Genomic DNA, 15515 nt, shown 5'->3' with positions numbered 1-15515 from the left:
GGACTGTGAATGGCAGGACAAGTGAATAAGTAATTTATTTAAATGTTAGGAGGACAGCCAAGACCTACACCGTGTATCTTTCGTCGGCAGCGTCAGATGTGTATAAGAGACAGACTTAGGGCAGGGTCCGAATCATCGCTGTCAGCCCTGGAGAGCAGCACGCTGCCATCTAACTGAATGGTATAGCGAATCTTCTCCCGCTTACCCAGGCCCAGAGCTTTGCGAACCGTGTCTGGAACTGTGGTTTGGTACCGGTCTGTTAACGTCGATTCAGCAACTAATAGTGAGTTTTTCATAATAGCTTCCATAATATAAGCCACATGTTCTCAATCAATGGTAATGCAACTGCATTACCTCGTCAAATTATGACATCTCAAGAACTATTGCAGTCCACTGGTATCCTGGAATTTTTAGTCTATCTAACCCGTTTCAGACCCTAAGGATTCGTCCTGAAATAATTCCGACATTTCGAACTCGGTTTCCGTTCATCCTGAGCGGAGTCGAAGGGTGGTGCCACCGGACTTAGACAAGCTCAGCCCGATGGAGTTTGGAGTCTCAGGATATAGGGAAGTTATTCCGGGACAATTCTTTATTGGAAAAATCGGCTGATGTTTTTTACGATCACGTACATCTTGCCCCGACCAACTTAACCTCCTTAAAAGCGGGGACGTTCCGGAACGGAAGTCATTCAAGTACGCCGTTAAAATGCTAACGTCTTAATCCCCTTAAAAGCGGGGACGTTCCGGAACAAGCCGCAGCCCTGCAAAGCAAAATTGATGCGGTCTTAATCCCCTTAAAAGCGGGGACGTTCCGGAACCCTCGGCATCTTACAGTGCTTGGAATCCTGAATGTCTTAATCCCCTTAAAAGCGGGGACGTTCCGGAACAAGAAATCAGCAGGTTCAACCGCAGATACGACGGTCTTAATCCCCTTAAAAGCGGGGACGTTCCGGAACTCTGGTCGTTGATGGGTATGCCGGTGAATATTCGTCTTAATCCCCTTAAAAGCGGGGACGTTCCGGAACATTAAGGAGATCGAAACCCTTCTACCTCATAAGGTCTTAATCCCCTTAAAAGCGGGGACGTTCCGGAACCATTACTGACCTTCAACGAAATACCGCAGTACGTCTTAATCCCCTTAAAAGCGGGGACGTTCCGGAACAACCGCTGGCCAGACTAACAGTTTCGAGGCATGTCTTAATCCCCTTAAAAGCGGGGACGTTCCGGAACTGGCAAACACACCCTGAGCCTGCAAACCTCGATGGTCTTAATCCCCTTAAAAGCGGGGACGTTCCGGAACTCCAAAACCAAAATAATAATTTATTTTCAATAGGTTACAAAGCCCCTTAGTCAGAGTGGTTATTTTAGCCGTTTTTTTCATTGTTAAAGAGCTCTACTCGTGTTCGAAATAGCCACTATCGAAGCCTGCCAATAGGGGCTCAAAATCCGTGTTGAACCCACGCTAACCTGAATCAATCCTCAGTTTTCAATACGCCGGTTTCCATCCAGCCAAGCAATACCTCTCGTAATTTTTTTAGCCCCTGATACTGAAGCACATCTATATCGTAACTTCTGGCCCGGGAGCTGACTTTGACTTTCTGGCCATTTTTCCGTTCGTGATCCAGAGGTGCAGCACTGACCAGCAACCGTTCACAGAACAACCCTCCCGCATGGTTGGCCAAACTATCCAGTTTGTAGATAACCTCAGAGTCCCGTTGCTCTTTCTGAATCTGGCCCGTTTTGCATTCCACCAGCAGTAAGCGGTTATTATGCACAATGACCAGATCCAGCTCATTGCGAACATCATCCTTTCGTTGCTGTTCAGCAGTGATATCCTGCCCTGCAGCCAGACACTCTGCCCCCGCGTCCCGCGCGATGTGCCAGACGTACTCTTCCAGCCAGCGGCCACCCATATACCGGGCTGACTCTGCCGAGGTGAACTGAATTTTTTTCTCATCTCCAGCAGTCCAGGACAGAATGCCCTCTTCACTTAAACGCTTGAGCAATTCATGATCACGACGACTCACATAACTCAGTTCCTGGTAATCCCTGGAGGATTTCAAGCCACCATTAGCGTCCAGCACGTCCCGATGGATAAGACCATTAATCTGCGGCAAAAAGCCTGAACCGTCACTTTTGACCACACGATCAATATTATCAGCAAGCCACTTGGTCAATGGCTTACGGTGCAGGGCATTGGAGCACCAGTCTTCATCTTCACTGTCTGCTTTACGGGCTATATAACCCTGGGAGGCCAGATACGATGCAATCGTAAATATGGAGGACACCAATTCCGGCTGTCGGTTTTTGGGTTCAATCACTTCCAGTGTGTCATTTTCAGTGTCGGTATAGATGATTTCTATATTGTCATCCCTGAACACGTCGACAAACGCCAGAGTCATCAATTTGTTGCCGCCAGTAGCGTTCAGGATCAGTCTGTGGTCCGGCAGGCTATTCTCCAGATCACCCCGTAAATTAAGCGCATACTCACTGAGTGAATTAATGCCACTATCGGGTAGATCTTCATAAGTTTCTATCTGCTCACTGCTATAACCACCAAAGTTCACCAGCCAATGTTTCAGCGCCCTGGCCTGACGGATCATTTTAGCCGATTGAACAATCACCACCTGGTCCGGTTTGCGGATCATGACAGGCAAAATATTGGCGGCACTCTGAGCCGTGGCAATACAAACCATGACGGTTTGCTGAGGTGTGTTTTTCATAATTGTTATCCGTTATGTAGTCCATTGCAGCCAGATGTCAGCCGGTACTGACCAAACCCAAAAGCACTGTTTTTACCCAGGTGCAGATATTGACCCAGCATCAGCCAGGGCTGCAATTCCGGGCAGACACCGGTTAAATGAATGTCACCGAGCACGCCGGTCAGCCGCATGGCCTGTTGCTGTCGACTGGAATAACGGTTCAAGCCAATTTTCCGGAGCTTGCCGGATAGCACTACCGGCTCAAACCATGTTCTGAACTGCCACCAGTCCGGCACCGCCTGATGCAGGTAGAGGTGGTTGGCCTGCTGGATTCGTCGGAGCAATGCTTTGGCAAAGGCCTCTGTGGTTAGCCTGCCCTGCCCCAGTAATTGTCCGGACTCCATCAGGCGCAACGGTGTTTGCAGATGGAGTGTCAAGTCACCCGACGGTTCCGGGAATGGCAATTCCAGTCCGGGCTGATGGGCAAGAAAACGTCCCTCGGTGCTGCTATAAACCGGCAGCCATTCTTTATTGACAGAGAATCCTTCAGGCTGTTCCAGCGCCACCGATGCCAACCGGCCGGTGATTCGGTTACGACCTATACCCCGGACAAAAGCCTGCCGCCAGATTTCCGTAATCAGGGTTAAATAATCCAGTGCCGGGCCCAGTAAGGTCTGGGTGAATTCCAGGTAATCGTCAGCCATTACCTGATGAGCTTCGGTGAATTGAAAAATCAATGGCGGCGGCGCATCCGGGAAACGCTCCCCCGGTTGTATAGCCGGTTCAAACAATACGCGATAAGCACAGGTTTCAGGGCAGGGCTGATCCCCATGCCCCGGGCAAACCTGATGCTTGAGCGCACTGCCAAATACGCTGCGCAATAGTGAACCGGAAAACGCTGGCAGTGTCAGATCGGTATCCATACGCACCCGGAACCGGTAACGGGCCAGGGGCCAGCGATTCATTTTCTGTTCTCCAGTAATGCACGGATTTTTTGCATCAGCTCTTTGCCCTTACCTTTTTTATTGGGTTTGGGACCGTGGTGGTTGAGAATATCCCTGGCCAACGCCTCAAGGGTTTCAAGATCCTCTTTTGACCATTGCTGTTCGTTCGCACTTTTGAGCAGTTCATTCAGGCCTTTTTTGCAGGTTCCCCCGGCCTCAACGGTCTGGTTGTTTTGGTCCGAATCTAGCTGCTGCCGGAGTTGATGCAGCATTAATTGAGCTGGCGACATGCTAGCTTCAATGATTTTCTGTTTTTTCTCTTCCAGCCTGTTCTGAATAGCCTGAAACATATCCCGTTCCAGCTGTTTTTCTTCTTTTCCCCGGGTCATGGAGCCATAACCCACCGATGTCTTTGCACCAGCGCCGAGCCACTCAAGCGCATTGCCCAGCTCCTCCATCACCAGATCCATCTGACCGGCCATTTCCTGAGTTCGTGGTGAAACAGCAAACAGAAACGCAGCGTCTTTGGTCACCAGAAACGGAACAGGCACCGGGTTATGCCAGTCGGCAGGTACGGTTTCGGGTTGGTTGGCCGGATTATTCTGTCCTCCCTTTTCATACCATTTGCCCATATGGGGCGTCATGATATCAGCAGCCACGGTGGGTGATTTGACGGGAATCGCATCATGGAAGATGAAACCGCCCGCCTGGTTTTCCTTGTCCCGGGGTTCCGGTTTTTTAGCAGCGCTGCCAAACCACTGGTGCAATATTTCTCTGCTGACCTCATTCTGCTCCAGCCAGCTTCTCAGCAACCCTTTAATGGATGAACCCTGAAGATAGGGAGTACCAAGAACGGGGTGCCAGAGAAAACCGTTTTCCACCGGATGCTCATTGCCCATGCCGGTGACAAAGTGCCAGTCCAGGCTGAAGATCTGAAACTGCCCGTCCAGATTATTAACCAGCTTGATTTGTCGTTCGGCAAAGCGGTTTAACTGACCATTGTTACCTGCCTCTCCCCTGACATCCTCAATGGCTGACTTTTTGTCGCTCTCTTCGACCTTGCCAGGCAAGTTGCTATAAGTGAAAAAACGCTCAAACCAGAGCCCTTTGTGAAAATTGGCAACCGGCTTTTTGCAGGCGGCATCTTTATACAGTGGCTGAGGCATCAGTCATCTCCCCGGATTTCAGCACGGGCAAACTGTTTAACCCAGACCATCAGTGCCTGCACTTCCGCCTGAGCCTGACGGTAAACCTGCATATCGGAGAACATAATGCCTTCGAGGACATCCTGATTGGGAAAGTAGCCTCCTTCACTCCCGAGCCACTCGCTCACCAGGTTATACAGGTGTTCCCACGCTCTGCCTTCAACCGATGTACCGATTTTACTTTTGGCACAGGCCAGCGCCTGACCAAGGCCATTCATCTGCACCTTGGCCGGGAAACTATTGGCATAAGCTTTGAAACGCTCCGGCATTTTGTCCTTGGGAGCTGCGCTTTTGATCACCTCCCTGACTTTCCGATAGCTGAATGCGGCCCTCTGTTGTTGCATGGTTTGAGGAATGCTCTTGTCAGCAGCTTCAGTCTGATTATTCTTCCGACGCAGTGCGACCTTAAAATCCATATCAAACGCCCTCCCCTACCGGATGAATATGAAACCAGCCCATACCCGTGGTTTCATTACCACCTACCTGTAGATAGGGTTTAGCCAGTAAGTGATCGCTCACTACCGCCATCACATTTTCTGCCGTCATGTCGCCATTACGCCCCCGCTGGGCCATCAGGCTTATATACATCACGGTATCTGGCGACAGGGACTCTTCATGCCAGAGCGCACCATTCATTACCCTTTTGGTGTTTGATTCAATAGCAATATGAGCATGAACCGCAATAGCAGCCTGACAAAGGTGGGTAAAACTGTCATCACTGATAATGGCCAGTTTATCCTGAAGTTCGGTACGGTAATCTTCACCCAGCATCTTTGTTAATTGCTGCATTACTGTTTCCGGAACCGGTCCGGCGGAGGCAAAGGCGTACTCTTCCAGATAAAGCCGGTCGCCCTCCTTGTGATCGGGACGAAGCACTTCATTGGCGTTGAGTTTATCCACGGCCAGTGAATCCGACTCATATCCAAGCCGCTGCAAATCACGCTCCAGACGTTTTAATATCGCAGGGCAGCAGACCCAGCGATAGTGACCGGTGAGCGAACGAACCGGCAGCAATAGCAGGCGGGCATCACTGACCAGCAGACTGCCGGCAAAATCACTGGCGTTGTCGTCTTTCGGCTCGGGGCCAAACAGGGTTTTGATATCAGCCAGCGCCTGCTGCTTAGCTTTGGCCCGAAGCGCGCCCTTCACGCCGGAACCATAAATACAGGGCCAGCCAGAATGTTTTTCCCGCTGGATGGGCAGATCCACAGCCCCTTCCGATTCACTGGCGCCCGCATGGATACTGGTTTCTGCAACCAGAGTGAATAATGCGTTACAGGTGGTCATAGTTTGCGTCCCGATTATTCGTTAATGTTTATTCGATGATTTTTTATGTAGCCATAAGCCGCAAAGTATTCGCCCATAACCCCATTCCGTCTGATTACCAATGGCCTGACCATGCAATGCCATGGCGTCGAAAACAGACGCCCCGTCCAAGGGTTTAAGGAAGTAGCAACTGCCCGCAGGGACATAGCTTTTCATGGCTGTTGGTCTGCCATTTTTCAGATCCCATCCGCCACGGCGCACCGGTTTACCCGCCATCACACAATGCAACTCAGCCTCTATGCCATGGAGCTGGCCTCGCCAAACCGTCTGCTGATCGTCTGTCAGGGCAGGCTTGAACCCGGGCAGAGGTGATTCACGCACCGGACCAAAATCGCCATCGGACAGCAGCATCACCATAAAGCCCTGTTCATTACCCGCAGGTTTCGGGCAGTCCGGTAACTCCGGAGACTCTATGGACTCCATCGCCAGAGCGGCCATACGGCCTTCTGCACCAAAGCGAATAACGGGAGACGCCTGAAAATCAGACTGTAACCGCCTGGCCACCAATTCAGGCAGCCCGGTTAGCGTAATGCTGATGCCGGTATTTTCTGCCATCCGCAGATGACTTGTCTGGTATAACATGCCGTCTTCAACGGTGGCCCGGGTCTGATTGATGGCAATACCCAGACGGGGTTCAAGGGTAAAAATATCCTTATGGAGCACCACTTGAGGAGGTTGCTTGCCACTGGTATCTGGCGGTGTTTCTCCCCTGAGCACCTGCTCAAGCCATTGCCTACCGATATACTGATTTTCAGGGACCTTGCTACCACTCATATCCTGACCGTTGCTGATCATTTCCGGCAAAGCAACCTTACCCAAATCGCAGTGTTCCACTGAACCGGGCTGTAGCCGGGCATATCGATATAAACGACCGCCTTCGTTTTTTTCCATCAGCACCGACGGCCATGGGAACAGTGTCTCCCCTTGATCGCCAAAGCCAATCTGAACCGGGCCAAAGCGCAGTGTTCCAGAGCTGTCACTGTCCCCCATCAGGGCATTAATGCTGATATCCTCGAAAAACGCAGTCCCCTGGCGGAAAGCCTGCCAATCGACATTCAGGCATTCACCCAAACGGGTACGGATTGCTCCCACCAGGGTTTTTACCGGCGGGGGAAACAGACTTTCCAGCCGGTCAGCACCGGCAGCACCATGAGGGCGTGACTCGCGGAAATACCAGCTGTCCACCGGGGTCAGCGTCAATCGCCAGCTGTTATTTTGATCGCTCATAATCGCTGTCCTTCTTTATCCTGCCCCTTGGTGACCAGGAAACGGATAAGCTTCAGGGCATCCGGGCTATAACCGGGCTTCTTTTCAAAGGTTGCCACACCATCCTTTAACACCATGCGTTGCCACTGCTGGCAAACCGCCACCAGCCGGTCACACAATTCCACGGTGCTGTCAGCACGTTTGTTATCCAATCCGCTGTGACGCCATGCCGATTTCAACAGGGAGGTAATAATTTCCGGCTCAAGGACTTGCTCTTCTTTATCCAGTTGCAGCTCCCGAAACAGTTCGGTGGCCTTTTGGAAAAAGCCCCAGGCAAAGTGCTCAGTCTCTTCCTGCAAAGCATCGCAGATATCGTCCGCCAGCTGGTCAATCGCAAGCTTGTCTGAGCCATTCTCGGACAGTGCTTTTTCCCAGGGGCAGCTCCACTGCAGATGTAAACCACCAGGCTTCCAGACCCGGATAGCCAGCGCATCACGGCCGGTTTGATCCTTGCCGATGTTATCCAGCAGATCGTGGGCATCAGACAACCCTTTCATCAGGGGGGATTTAATGTGGCAATACTCAATGGCTCCGGACAGAGTACTGGTGATCTTTTTACCATTGACTGCAGCCTGCTGTTCGAAACACTGCTGGTAGTGGTTGCGCAATGCCAATGCACAGTTCATGGCGTCTTCCAGAGGAAGCAAAGCCAGTACATCATCGCCACCGGCATAGACCAGAAACCCGCTGTGTTGTCGTACGACAGTCGGCACTTTATCGGTGAACTGGTTCAGGGCTTTACTGATAGGTTTCTGCTTGTCCGGGTCGCTCATCTGGCTGCCAAGGGAGTCGCCATCCATGAGCAGAACCGCATAATATGGCGATGGTCTAGTGTTGGTTATCTTCTGGATGTCTCGCAGATTGTCTTGAAGTTCGGTGTCATCGGGCTCTTCCCTGTTTACAATAAAATCAAACAGATATTGACCATCCAGCAACTGCCACTCTTTGGCATCCCGATAATACGGATTACCCTTCAGGGCTTCTTCTACACACAAGGGAATTTCCGCTCGATAGCCTCTTCCATTCCGCTCGGCCAGTTTTTCCTGAAAATCCCACAGGGCATCTGCCTGATGATCGTTACCGGTGTTGCGAATGCTATCCGCCAACCAGTGCGCCGCTGCCAGATAGCTCACGGAAGGTACATTAACGGGTACTTTCCAGCCCTTCAGCATCCAGCCTCCGGGCATCGGTGCCGACAGTTTCGCAAAGACATGAGAGAAACGTCGTTTAACAAAGGCAATGGCGCACAGTTCTTCCTTTGGCTTTAAATCGGTACTGCCAACCCGTTCACGCAACGCCTGCCAGAAAGGCCGTTCGCCCTGGCCTGAACGTCCGGGGCACTCGACTCCGGAAAGCTCCTGCCAGCCATCCATCATCATGCATTTAACACCCGCCTCTTCCGGCGGATGGTAATTCCGCCAGTTTTTCCGACGATCCAGCAGGTTACTGGCTTCTGGCTTATCGGTGAGGTACCAGCTGATTTCCCAGAACTGACTGATCTGCCGATCCCAGATTTTACGGGTTTCGGTTAAATCGGAGGTAATGCCCAGAATATCCTTTTCCCAAATCTGCTCGGCCAGCGCCCGCCATGCTGCCTGAATAGTCTCAACGACCCGCTGTGGATCAAAGTCCTCAGGGACTTCTGCACTCATGACCTTGAAACGATTGGGTATTGCTCCCTGCTCAGGGGGATGGCCTTTTCCGTTGCCTTCCAACCAGCCAAGATAATCCTTGGCAGGAATAGGGAACTGAATGTTACCGCCCTGTTTTTGCACCGCAATCATGGCCGTTCCGGAAAGCCAGGAGAGCAGGAAGGAGCCAGCCCAGAAATCACGGGTACGACGAGCCTGGGCAACAAAGCCCTGAACCGGGCCAAGGGTGAAATGGAAGTATTTATTGGCCATGAATGGTTTCCCTCTCCCTGAACTGATTCATAAACTGATGAAGCACTGACCAGTTAACATTGGCAGGTAATTGGATGGTCTTTGAAGCTCTGCCTGAGGACACATTCACCGTCTCTTTGTCATGGAGAAAGTCAGATCGCAGCAGTGACTGAACCAATAGACAGGTACCATTTTCAAATTGATGAACATGAGCCAACAGAGGTGTTGCACGACGACCGGACGATGCATTGACATCCACTTTTTCCCCGGCCTTGCTGAGAAAATAGTTATGAGGCAAACCAAAAACAGCTCTTCTGGGCAACACCTCCACCTGCTTGCCATTAGCCACTGAATAGGCCCAATCATGGTCATCCTCGAAATTTGGTTTTTCTGTTTGCCAGGTTCGATAACCATGTAGCGTTCCGTCATATTCACACAGTAAATCCATAGCGCTCTTTTTCCCGGCAGATATATCAATTCTGCTTTGGGATGAAAAAGCGGAGTACGGCGGCTCAGCTGTTACCCGATGAGCCCCAGCCAGTAAACGATTAATCGCTGCAATAAATTCCTCTTTATCTCTGGGTGCCGCATGCATACCGCCCGATAGTTCCTGTATGGACAAACTGCCTAATCCTTTACGAGAACGAGCGCCTAAACCACCGAGCAATCCGAGACAAAGCAATGCCTGTTCCAGTTGTTCCAACTGATTTTCACTGATGCCTTTGCCCTGATAGCAGGTGACAATAAAATCAGTGCCAGACTCCAGATAACCCTCAGGTTTATTTTTACTGGTCAGCCCCTGGCCCAATAGATAGTTAATGCCCCGAATAACTGTTTTTCCTTTACGGCTGGTATCGCCACTGATTCTCAATCGAAACGCTGCCTGACAACCTTTTTTGTCTTCCCCACCAGCCCCATGACCAAACAGCAAACCTTCTTCCCTGTGCAAACATTCCAGTGCCTTATTTTTATCCTGCTGACACGCCTGATAGATCCGCCCCCAGTTCAAAGCCCGCCACCAGAAACGCAGCACCCCTTTAAACGAAGGCAGTCGTATTTTATCTGCACAGGCATTACTGTCTGCACCCCCAAGGAACATCGGGGTGGTTACGTGATAGTGCGCCACCAGCGGTGTTCGCCTACCGGTTAGCGAGGTGATCGTCATCGTTTTTCTGTCCTTGGGGAGACTTGATTATTGGTATTACCGATAGCGTCTTTGTCATCGGACTGATGGGCCTTCCAAACCATTAATGCTAATGAAATTCCTATCTGATTTAATTGATGCTTCTCATGAGAGTAGAGTTATCTGACCCGCCTCCAGGTTCAGGGCGTGATATCCGCCCCTGTCATCCTTTGCCTGCGGCAAATAACACCCTGCCAGAGCCTTACCCAGTTCTTTCCGGAACAGTGTGAGCAATGCATTACGCCGCTGGCTGTAAAAACTGTCCTTCATGGCGCTGCTGCTACCATCCTTATTTTCAAGACTGTTGAGGGTGCGGTCTTGCACCTCTGCATCGTTTAGCCTGTTTTTTAACTCCGACCAGTCAGCGGTGTAGGACACGCCTTTTATTTCACACAAGGCGGTCAAAAAATACTTGCTGATGGCGAACTGTCCGGGCCCTTTACGGGGCACTTCAAACCCCGCCTCTTCACCAGACTCCAACAGGTTACGGACAAACATCAGCAAGAAGGCAAACTCAAGTTCTCTTTCGGCGAGGTCAAAGCGAATGCCTGACAGTTTTATTGCCCGATTCGGGATATCCAGCACCAGATGCTTTGGCTCATCCACTTTACCCATGCGCTTCACGGTTTCACTGAATCCGGTAGTGCCTTCGAGAAAGCGGGTTGGCAGGTCTTCACGCAAACGAACAAAAGGAATGTGCGCCAATGTTACCTGAGCCAAAGCCGCATCCAATGGTTCACCGCGATGACTGGTAATCATCTGAGAGGCAGGCGTTGGGTAATAAAACTCAGGGCAGCCTTCATAACCATCAGAGATCAAAACATGGGACAATTGATCCTGTCGACGACCGTAGAGAGACAGGGCGTACCCGGTGTAATAACTCATGGTTTTTCGTCCACCGGCCAGAGACACGTGCAGGGTAGCGTCCGGGTCTGAAGTCAGGCTGGCAATGAGTGCAGTAATCGTATCTGCGGCGGCTTCATTATCCTTCGGCGTTTTTATATCGCTTAATTCACATCCCTGTGAATCACTGATGGTATGAATATGATCGGCCTGAAAAGCCCCGGAGGAAAAACCATAATCACGACAGAACCGGTAAAAGTAGCCAGTCCCCTCATTCAGCAATGCCCCGACGGCTTTATCCCGGCCCACAGCCGTAGTCACCAGATGAATCTCGTCTGGAATAAAAGGTTTCTCCTGATGCACAAGTGCAAAAAGCGTCTCTGTTAACACCTGGGGTGACATGCCAGAGGCTACCAGCAAGATCTGTTTGCCATTATTTCTGTACTTCAACAGTTACCTCCTCAGAGAGATGATTCTGCAGCTATCGGCCCATCAGGTGACCTGACAGGTCTGCCCGTTAACGAACAATCTGAACACTAATAATGTAAAACAAAAACTGACCTGTCAGGCGGGTGGCAAGCTTGTGTTACTCATCCGCTAGCAATATATCCCTATCATGTACTTATGTTCTATATAACGGTTAAGCACCATGACGGTCTTTTTCATTACCCGCCATCCCGGAGCCTTAGATTGGCTGAACAGACAAGAGTTCCCCGTGGATATCATCCTGAGCCATCTGGATCTTTCAGTTATCAAACATGGAGACGTGGTTATTGGCCTTTTACCCGTTCACCTGGCAGCAGCGGTATGCAGCTCAGGCGCTGATTACTGGCATATTTCTATGGAGCTGCCCTATGAAGCCAGGGGGAAAGAGTTGACTGCGGATGAAATGGATACCTATGATGCCAGGCTGGAGCGGTTTATAATTACCCTCGGGAGCCAGTAAATAAGTCTATGTGCAACTCATAATCATTCCTGTTTTCTGGCTTGATTTTATTCTTATCAACAGTACATGCCGTTGGCTATAACGGGCTTCTACTTCTGCCAGCAAGGGCTTCAGTACATCCCACCCTCGTTCATTGATTGCTGCACCCACTTCACAGCTCCGCCGGTAGTACTGCTGAAGTAGCTGGGTACTGTGGTTCTCTGCAAAGGGGCTGCATAGAGTCGTATATTTATCAGAGCGGCATCAAATACCTTATTAAGAACTCAAATTATCAAGCGTTCAGAACGTCATCCAGCCTCTCTTTAAACCTGTTCAGGCTGGGCATATCAATAATTCGCTCAATATCAATTTTGCGATTTTGTATCCTCTCAACCAGTCGTTCGCGGGTGGCGCCCTCTCCCAAAGCCTGGTCCAGCTGGTCTTTGAGGGGATTCTGACTCCTGTCGTTGCCAGATTCATCCTCCAGACGTTCACAGTACTGGTAGTTGTTGGCGACGGCGCACAATAGCCAGACTTCAGATTTGGGCCTGGGAATCATAGGCACGCCTGTATCTGCACCTTCTCTGGAAAATCCGTCTACCATGGATTGATATTTGGCTCTCCACTCACCGCGCCCTGCTGATTGGGTGCCATCCCCGTCCCGAAACAGAACAACAATTACCTTGTCATTACTGAACTCAGGCCGTTCTCTGGCAATTTGAGCCATAGCCCTGGCGTTGTTGTAGTAGTAACGAGTCTCGTATTCATGATTTTTCTTGCCCCGCAGTCCCATGGATTTTCTGGAAGTGCTTGCTTTGGCTCTTGCCACCAGTTGCGGTTTGGGGATAAAACCACATAACCCATTCTCGATATGAGAAAGGTACGCCTTACGCTCTACCCACTGGTCCACAAACCATGCCATGGGGCCAGGCAGAAAGTCAGTGCCTTCACAAACCTCAGCAGTTGCCGTGCTTTGCCCCATATCTGTCGGGCCTTCACCACTGAACAGCAGGTACATCGGTTACTCCTGTGTCAGTGCGGCAATTTCATCACCAAGCCGGGTGAGATCCGTATCAATAAAGACTTCTCCCGGTCCCATCACCGTCAGCTTCTCTTTAATAGAAGGGATGCTAAAGAAGGGGATTGATCGGGTATAACCATCGTCTGTTTTATACAGATACTGAACACTTTCAACAGCGACATCATCTTCCATAAAGTTCAGGATCATCGGGCTATGGGTTGTGACCAAAACCTGTTGTTCTGCCTCTACCAATGTATCAATCAGAAACTCTATCAGCTCAGGGTTGATACCATTTTCAACTTCGTCAAATGCCATAACGCTATGATCAGTCATCAACTGAGCCAGTATGGCCATAATTCGCAGCAGACCATCATTGACGTGTTGAGCTTCTGTCGATAATTGCTGGTTTGAAAACTCTTCAGCAATGTTCAACTCTTTCCAGCCTGAACGCAAAGCCCTGGTGTCTACACCTTTTAACTTTGGATACGCTTTGATTAACAAAGTCTCAAGCTTTTTCTTATGCTCTTCAGGCATTTCATGAATAAAGGCCGACAATCGCTGACCGCCCAAGCCAAGCTCACCACCACTATTACGTGCTTTTGCTCGCAGAAATTGTGGTGTCAGAAGTTCCAAAGAACGGAACCGCAACAAAAAGGCCTTAAGCTGCTTAACTTCGACAGGTAAGTCCTTCTCTTTTAACTGAGAAACAATCGATCCCTGGTAGTCAAAGGGAATAGGCTGACTGCTCTGCGCATCAAGGGCATATTTCCCGTTCACGACATTCAGCAGGCTTTGTGAAGTATTATCCTGCTCAACAAGATAAACGTCTTCTGACGTACTCTTCAGCTCAGTAGGGTTGAACATCGATTGCCAGAGCAATCTCTTTCCACCCTCCAGCTTGAACCAGACTTCGTAAGTCACCAGCCTTTTTCTGCTTTTTCCCAGCTTGCAGTTTATATCCATGGCTTTCCAGCTTCGTTCTTCCAGCCATTCATCCAGATCACCTTTCATCTGCTGGGCCAGAAAATCCATAAACTGCAATACGGTGGACTTTCCAGCTCCGTTTAGGCCAATAAGGCAATTGAAGCCATGCAGAGAGAGCTGAAAGTTCATCAACGATTTAAAATTACTGACTGAGATATGGCTTATCTGCATTTCGTTTTACGCTCCCATCATGCCTATTTACCAGTCACATCCTTCACATTGGCCAGCAGTGTACCGAACTTGCCGTAGTTCACTTTAACACCATCATCCAGATCCAGAGCGATGCGCTGCTCGGTGAAGTAGCGCAACTGATCGTCGTATTTTCGCAATTCCAGCTGCTGGTTCTGCCACAGTGTCAATTCCTTTTCTATCTTCTTGCGGGCAGGCATTGAGCTGGCACTGGCAATATTATCTTGCAGCTTGATCCGGCTTTCGAATTTACCCAGCAGGGGCTGTACATAATCCATCAGCATGCGGGACAGTTGAAAAAAATACAACGAACGCAACAAGCCTTGCTACACTTGCCCTGTGCGGGTCTTTTGGTCGCAATAATACAATCGTTTCTCTGTTTTCAAAGTAATGATTGTGTTTAGGACTTGCATAAAGGCAGCTTGAGCCTTGGATCATAACAACGAATGTTGCGCTCGTTGCGGTATTAATCAAGAGACCGGCACCATCATTTTCAACTGCTACGTTTATCGGGGTGGGAGGGGTATTTGTTTTTTACTTGCTTCTACCAACTCCTCAAAAGTTGGTAATGAAATGTTCTTTTTAGAGACATCAAGAATATCCACACTCGCTTTGACCTTCTCCGTGTTATAAACATCTTCTGGTATCAGATCTACATGCTCGACATACATTTCTACAATCTGATCTGGTGACATATACATCCATAACTTCTGTTCTTTGAAGGCAGATTTCTGATCAACAGACATGGATAAAAGGTTGGTAGCAGTGGGAGGAACTCGTGGTTTATCTCTGCCAGGAACAGGTTGAGAGTCAGGCTTGCTATTTCTTGGATGCCCCTTTTTTCTTGCTGGGTTTCGTTCCTGGAGCCACTTTTGAAAACTTTTATTAGACGGAGCTTCTGGCGGATTCCTTGACGGCTTACCCCCATCAGAATTCGGTCCATCCTCCTCAGGTTTGTTAGCGCCTCCTTCCCAGTTGGAATAAGGTATCGCTGCTGTCTCTTATACACATCTGACGCTGCCGACGAAAGATACACGGTGTAGAT

Annotated in this window: 16 protein-coding genes and 1 CRISPR repeat array; of the genes, 1 reads left to right on the top strand and 15 read right to left on the bottom strand. The window is 49.9% G+C overall.

Translation table 11 applies throughout. The features are described 5' to 3' along the window. Window positions 1–92: 92 nt before the first annotated feature. From RM811_RS09105 to csm6, 10 genes are all read right to left on the bottom strand, one after another. Window positions 93–296, bottom strand: coding sequence for a type II toxin-antitoxin system PrlF family antitoxin (locus tag RM811_RS09105; protein WP_402523169.1), 204 nt, complete (start codon window positions 294–296; stop codon window positions 93–95). Window positions 297–643: 347 nt separating this feature from the next. After that, window positions 644–1299: direct repeats of the CRISPR family, unit length 36 nt; unit sequence GTCTTAATCCCCTTAAAAGCGGGGACGTTCCGGAAC. A 172-nt stretch (window positions 1300–1471) separates the two neighbouring features. Further along, the gene (locus RM811_RS09100) at window positions 1472–2722 is read right to left on the bottom strand and encodes a Card1-like endonuclease domain-containing protein (protein WP_402523166.1); all 1251 of its coding nucleotides are present in this window, start codon (window positions 2720–2722) and stop codon (window positions 1472–1474) included. Between the two features lie 5 nt (window positions 2723–2727). Continuing rightward, window positions 2728–3666: a CRISPR system precrRNA processing endoribonuclease RAMP protein Cas6 gene (gene cas6, locus RM811_RS09095; RefSeq protein ID WP_402523164.1), complete on the bottom strand. Its 939-nt coding sequence runs from the start codon at window positions 3664–3666 to the stop codon at window positions 2728–2730. Beyond that, window positions 3663–4811 carry a type III-B CRISPR module RAMP protein Cmr6 gene (gene cmr6 / locus RM811_RS09090; protein WP_402523162.1) on the bottom strand — a complete coding sequence of 383 codons (1149 nt, stop codon included), beginning with the start codon at window positions 4809–4811 and terminating at the stop codon, window positions 3663–3665. The genes cas6 and cmr6 overlap by 4 nt, the downstream gene beginning before the upstream one ends. Continuing rightward, a complete protein-coding gene (gene cmr5 / locus RM811_RS09085) occupies window positions 4811–5266 on the bottom strand; it encodes a type III-B CRISPR module-associated protein Cmr5 (RefSeq protein ID WP_402523159.1) in 456 nt (151 codons plus the stop codon). The genes cmr6 and cmr5 overlap by 1 nt, the downstream gene beginning before the upstream one ends. Before the next feature lies 1 nt (window position 5267). Further along, window positions 5268–6137: a type III-B CRISPR module RAMP protein Cmr4 gene (gene cmr4 / locus RM811_RS09080; RefSeq protein ID WP_402523156.1), complete on the bottom strand. Its 870-nt coding sequence runs from the start codon at window positions 6135–6137 to the stop codon at window positions 5268–5270. Between the two features lie 21 nt (window positions 6138–6158). Then, window positions 6159–7403, bottom strand: coding sequence for a type III-B CRISPR module-associated Cmr3 family protein (locus RM811_RS09075; protein WP_402523153.1), 1245 nt, complete (start codon window positions 7401–7403; stop codon window positions 6159–6161). Beyond that, window positions 7400–9346 (bottom strand): type III-B CRISPR-associated protein Cas10/Cmr2, encoded by a 1947-nt coding sequence (cas10, locus tag RM811_RS09070; protein ID WP_402523151.1) that lies wholly within the window; start codon window positions 9344–9346, stop codon window positions 7400–7402. Before cas10 ends, RM811_RS09075 begins: the two co-directional genes overlap by 4 nt. Further along, window positions 9336–10490 carry a type III-B CRISPR module RAMP protein Cmr1 gene (cmr1, locus tag RM811_RS09065; RefSeq protein ID WP_402523149.1) on the bottom strand — a complete coding sequence of 385 codons (1155 nt, stop codon included), beginning with the start codon at window positions 10488–10490 and terminating at the stop codon, window positions 9336–9338. The genes cas10 and cmr1 overlap by 11 nt, the downstream gene beginning before the upstream one ends. 123 nt (window positions 10491–10613) lie before the next feature. After that, window positions 10614–11801, bottom strand: coding sequence for a CRISPR-associated ring nuclease Csm6 (csm6, locus tag RM811_RS09060; RefSeq protein ID WP_402523147.1), 1188 nt, complete (start codon window positions 11799–11801; stop codon window positions 10614–10616). Window positions 11802–12000: 199 nt separating this feature from the next. Between csm6 and csx16 the strand changes: the two genes are divergently transcribed. After that, window positions 12001–12297 carry a CRISPR-associated protein Csx16 gene (csx16, locus tag RM811_RS09055; protein WP_402523144.1) on the top strand — a complete coding sequence of 99 codons (297 nt, stop codon included), beginning with the start codon at window positions 12001–12003 and terminating at the stop codon, window positions 12295–12297. 6 nt (window positions 12298–12303) lie between these two features. Here csx16 and RM811_RS09050 read toward each other — a convergent pair whose 3' ends face one another. The 5 genes from RM811_RS09050 to RM811_RS09030 all read right to left on the bottom strand — a co-directional run bounded on the left by RM811_RS09050 (window position 12304) and on the right by RM811_RS09030 (window position 15171). Next, window positions 12304–12447: a hypothetical protein gene (locus RM811_RS09050; protein WP_402523142.1), complete on the bottom strand. Its 144-nt coding sequence runs from the start codon at window positions 12445–12447 to the stop codon at window positions 12304–12306. Window positions 12448–12568: 121 nt separating this feature from the next. Beyond that, on the bottom strand, window positions 12569–13294 hold the full coding sequence (locus RM811_RS09045) for a hypothetical protein (RefSeq protein WP_402523139.1): 726 nt from the start codon (window positions 13292–13294) through the stop codon (window positions 12569–12571). Window positions 13295–13297: 3 nt separating this feature from the next. Next, window positions 13298–14452: an AAA family ATPase gene (locus RM811_RS09040; protein WP_402523137.1), complete on the bottom strand. Its 1155-nt coding sequence runs from the start codon at window positions 14450–14452 to the stop codon at window positions 13298–13300. A 23-nt stretch (window positions 14453–14475) separates the two neighbouring features. Next, a complete protein-coding gene (locus RM811_RS09035) occupies window positions 14476–14778 on the bottom strand; it encodes a hypothetical protein (RefSeq protein WP_402523135.1) in 303 nt (100 codons plus the stop codon). 198 nt (window positions 14779–14976) lie between these two features. Beyond that, window positions 14977–15171 (bottom strand): hypothetical protein, encoded by a 195-nt coding sequence (locus tag RM811_RS09030; protein WP_402523133.1) that lies wholly within the window; start codon window positions 15169–15171, stop codon window positions 14977–14979. Between the last annotated feature and the right edge of the window lie 344 nt (window positions 15172–15515).

This window comes from Endozoicomonas sp. (assembly GCF_031844845.1).
Classification (GTDB): Bacteria; Pseudomonadota; Gammaproteobacteria; order Pseudomonadales; family Endozoicomonadaceae; genus Endozoicomonas.
The sequence above is the reverse complement of the archived record's forward strand: the minus strand, read 5'-3'. Positions and strand labels throughout refer to the sequence as shown.

Bases quoted from the DNA above. Each gene is read 5' to 3' on its own strand.
- RM811_RS09105 (WP_402523169.1), bottom strand. From the start codon at position 296: ATGAAAAACTCACTATTAGTTGCTGAATCGACGTTAACAGACCGGTAC.
- RM811_RS09100 (WP_402523166.1), bottom strand. From the start codon at position 2,722: ATGAAAAACACACCTCAGCAAACCGTCATGGTTTGTATTGCCACGGCT.
- cas6 (WP_402523164.1), bottom strand. From the start codon at position 3,666: ATGAATCGCTGGCCCCTGGCCCGTTACCGGTTCCGGGTGCGTATGGAT.
- cmr6 (WP_402523162.1), bottom strand. From the start codon at position 4,811: ATGCCTCAGCCACTGTATAAAGATGCCGCCTGCAAAAAGCCGGTTGCC.
- cmr5 (WP_402523159.1), bottom strand. From the start codon at position 5,266: ATGGATTTTAAGGTCGCACTGCGTCGGAAGAATAATCAGACTGAAGCT.
- cmr4 (WP_402523156.1), bottom strand. From the start codon at position 6,137: ATGACCACCTGTAACGCATTATTCACTCTGGTTGCAGAAACCAGTATC.
- RM811_RS09075 (WP_402523153.1), bottom strand. From the start codon at position 7,403: ATGAGCGATCAAAATAACAGCTGGCGATTGACGCTGACCCCGGTGGAC.
- cas10 (WP_402523151.1), bottom strand. From the start codon at position 9,346: ATGGCCAATAAATACTTCCATTTCACCCTTGGCCCGGTTCAGGGCTTT.
- cmr1 (WP_402523149.1), bottom strand. From the start codon at position 10,490: ATGACGATCACCTCGCTAACCGGTAGGCGAACACCGCTGGTGGCGCAC.
- csx16 (WP_402523144.1), top strand. From the start codon at position 12,001: ATGACGGTCTTTTTCATTACCCGCCATCCCGGAGCCTTAGATTGGCTG.
- RM811_RS09045 (WP_402523139.1), bottom strand. From the start codon at position 13,294: ATGTACCTGCTGTTCAGTGGTGAAGGCCCGACAGATATGGGGCAAAGC.
- RM811_RS09040 (WP_402523137.1), bottom strand. From the start codon at position 14,452: ATGCAGATAAGCCATATCTCAGTCAGTAATTTTAAATCGTTGATGAAC.
- RM811_RS09030 (WP_402523133.1), bottom strand. From the start codon at position 15,171: ATGTATATGTCACCAGATCAGATTGTAGAAATGTATGTCGAGCATGTA.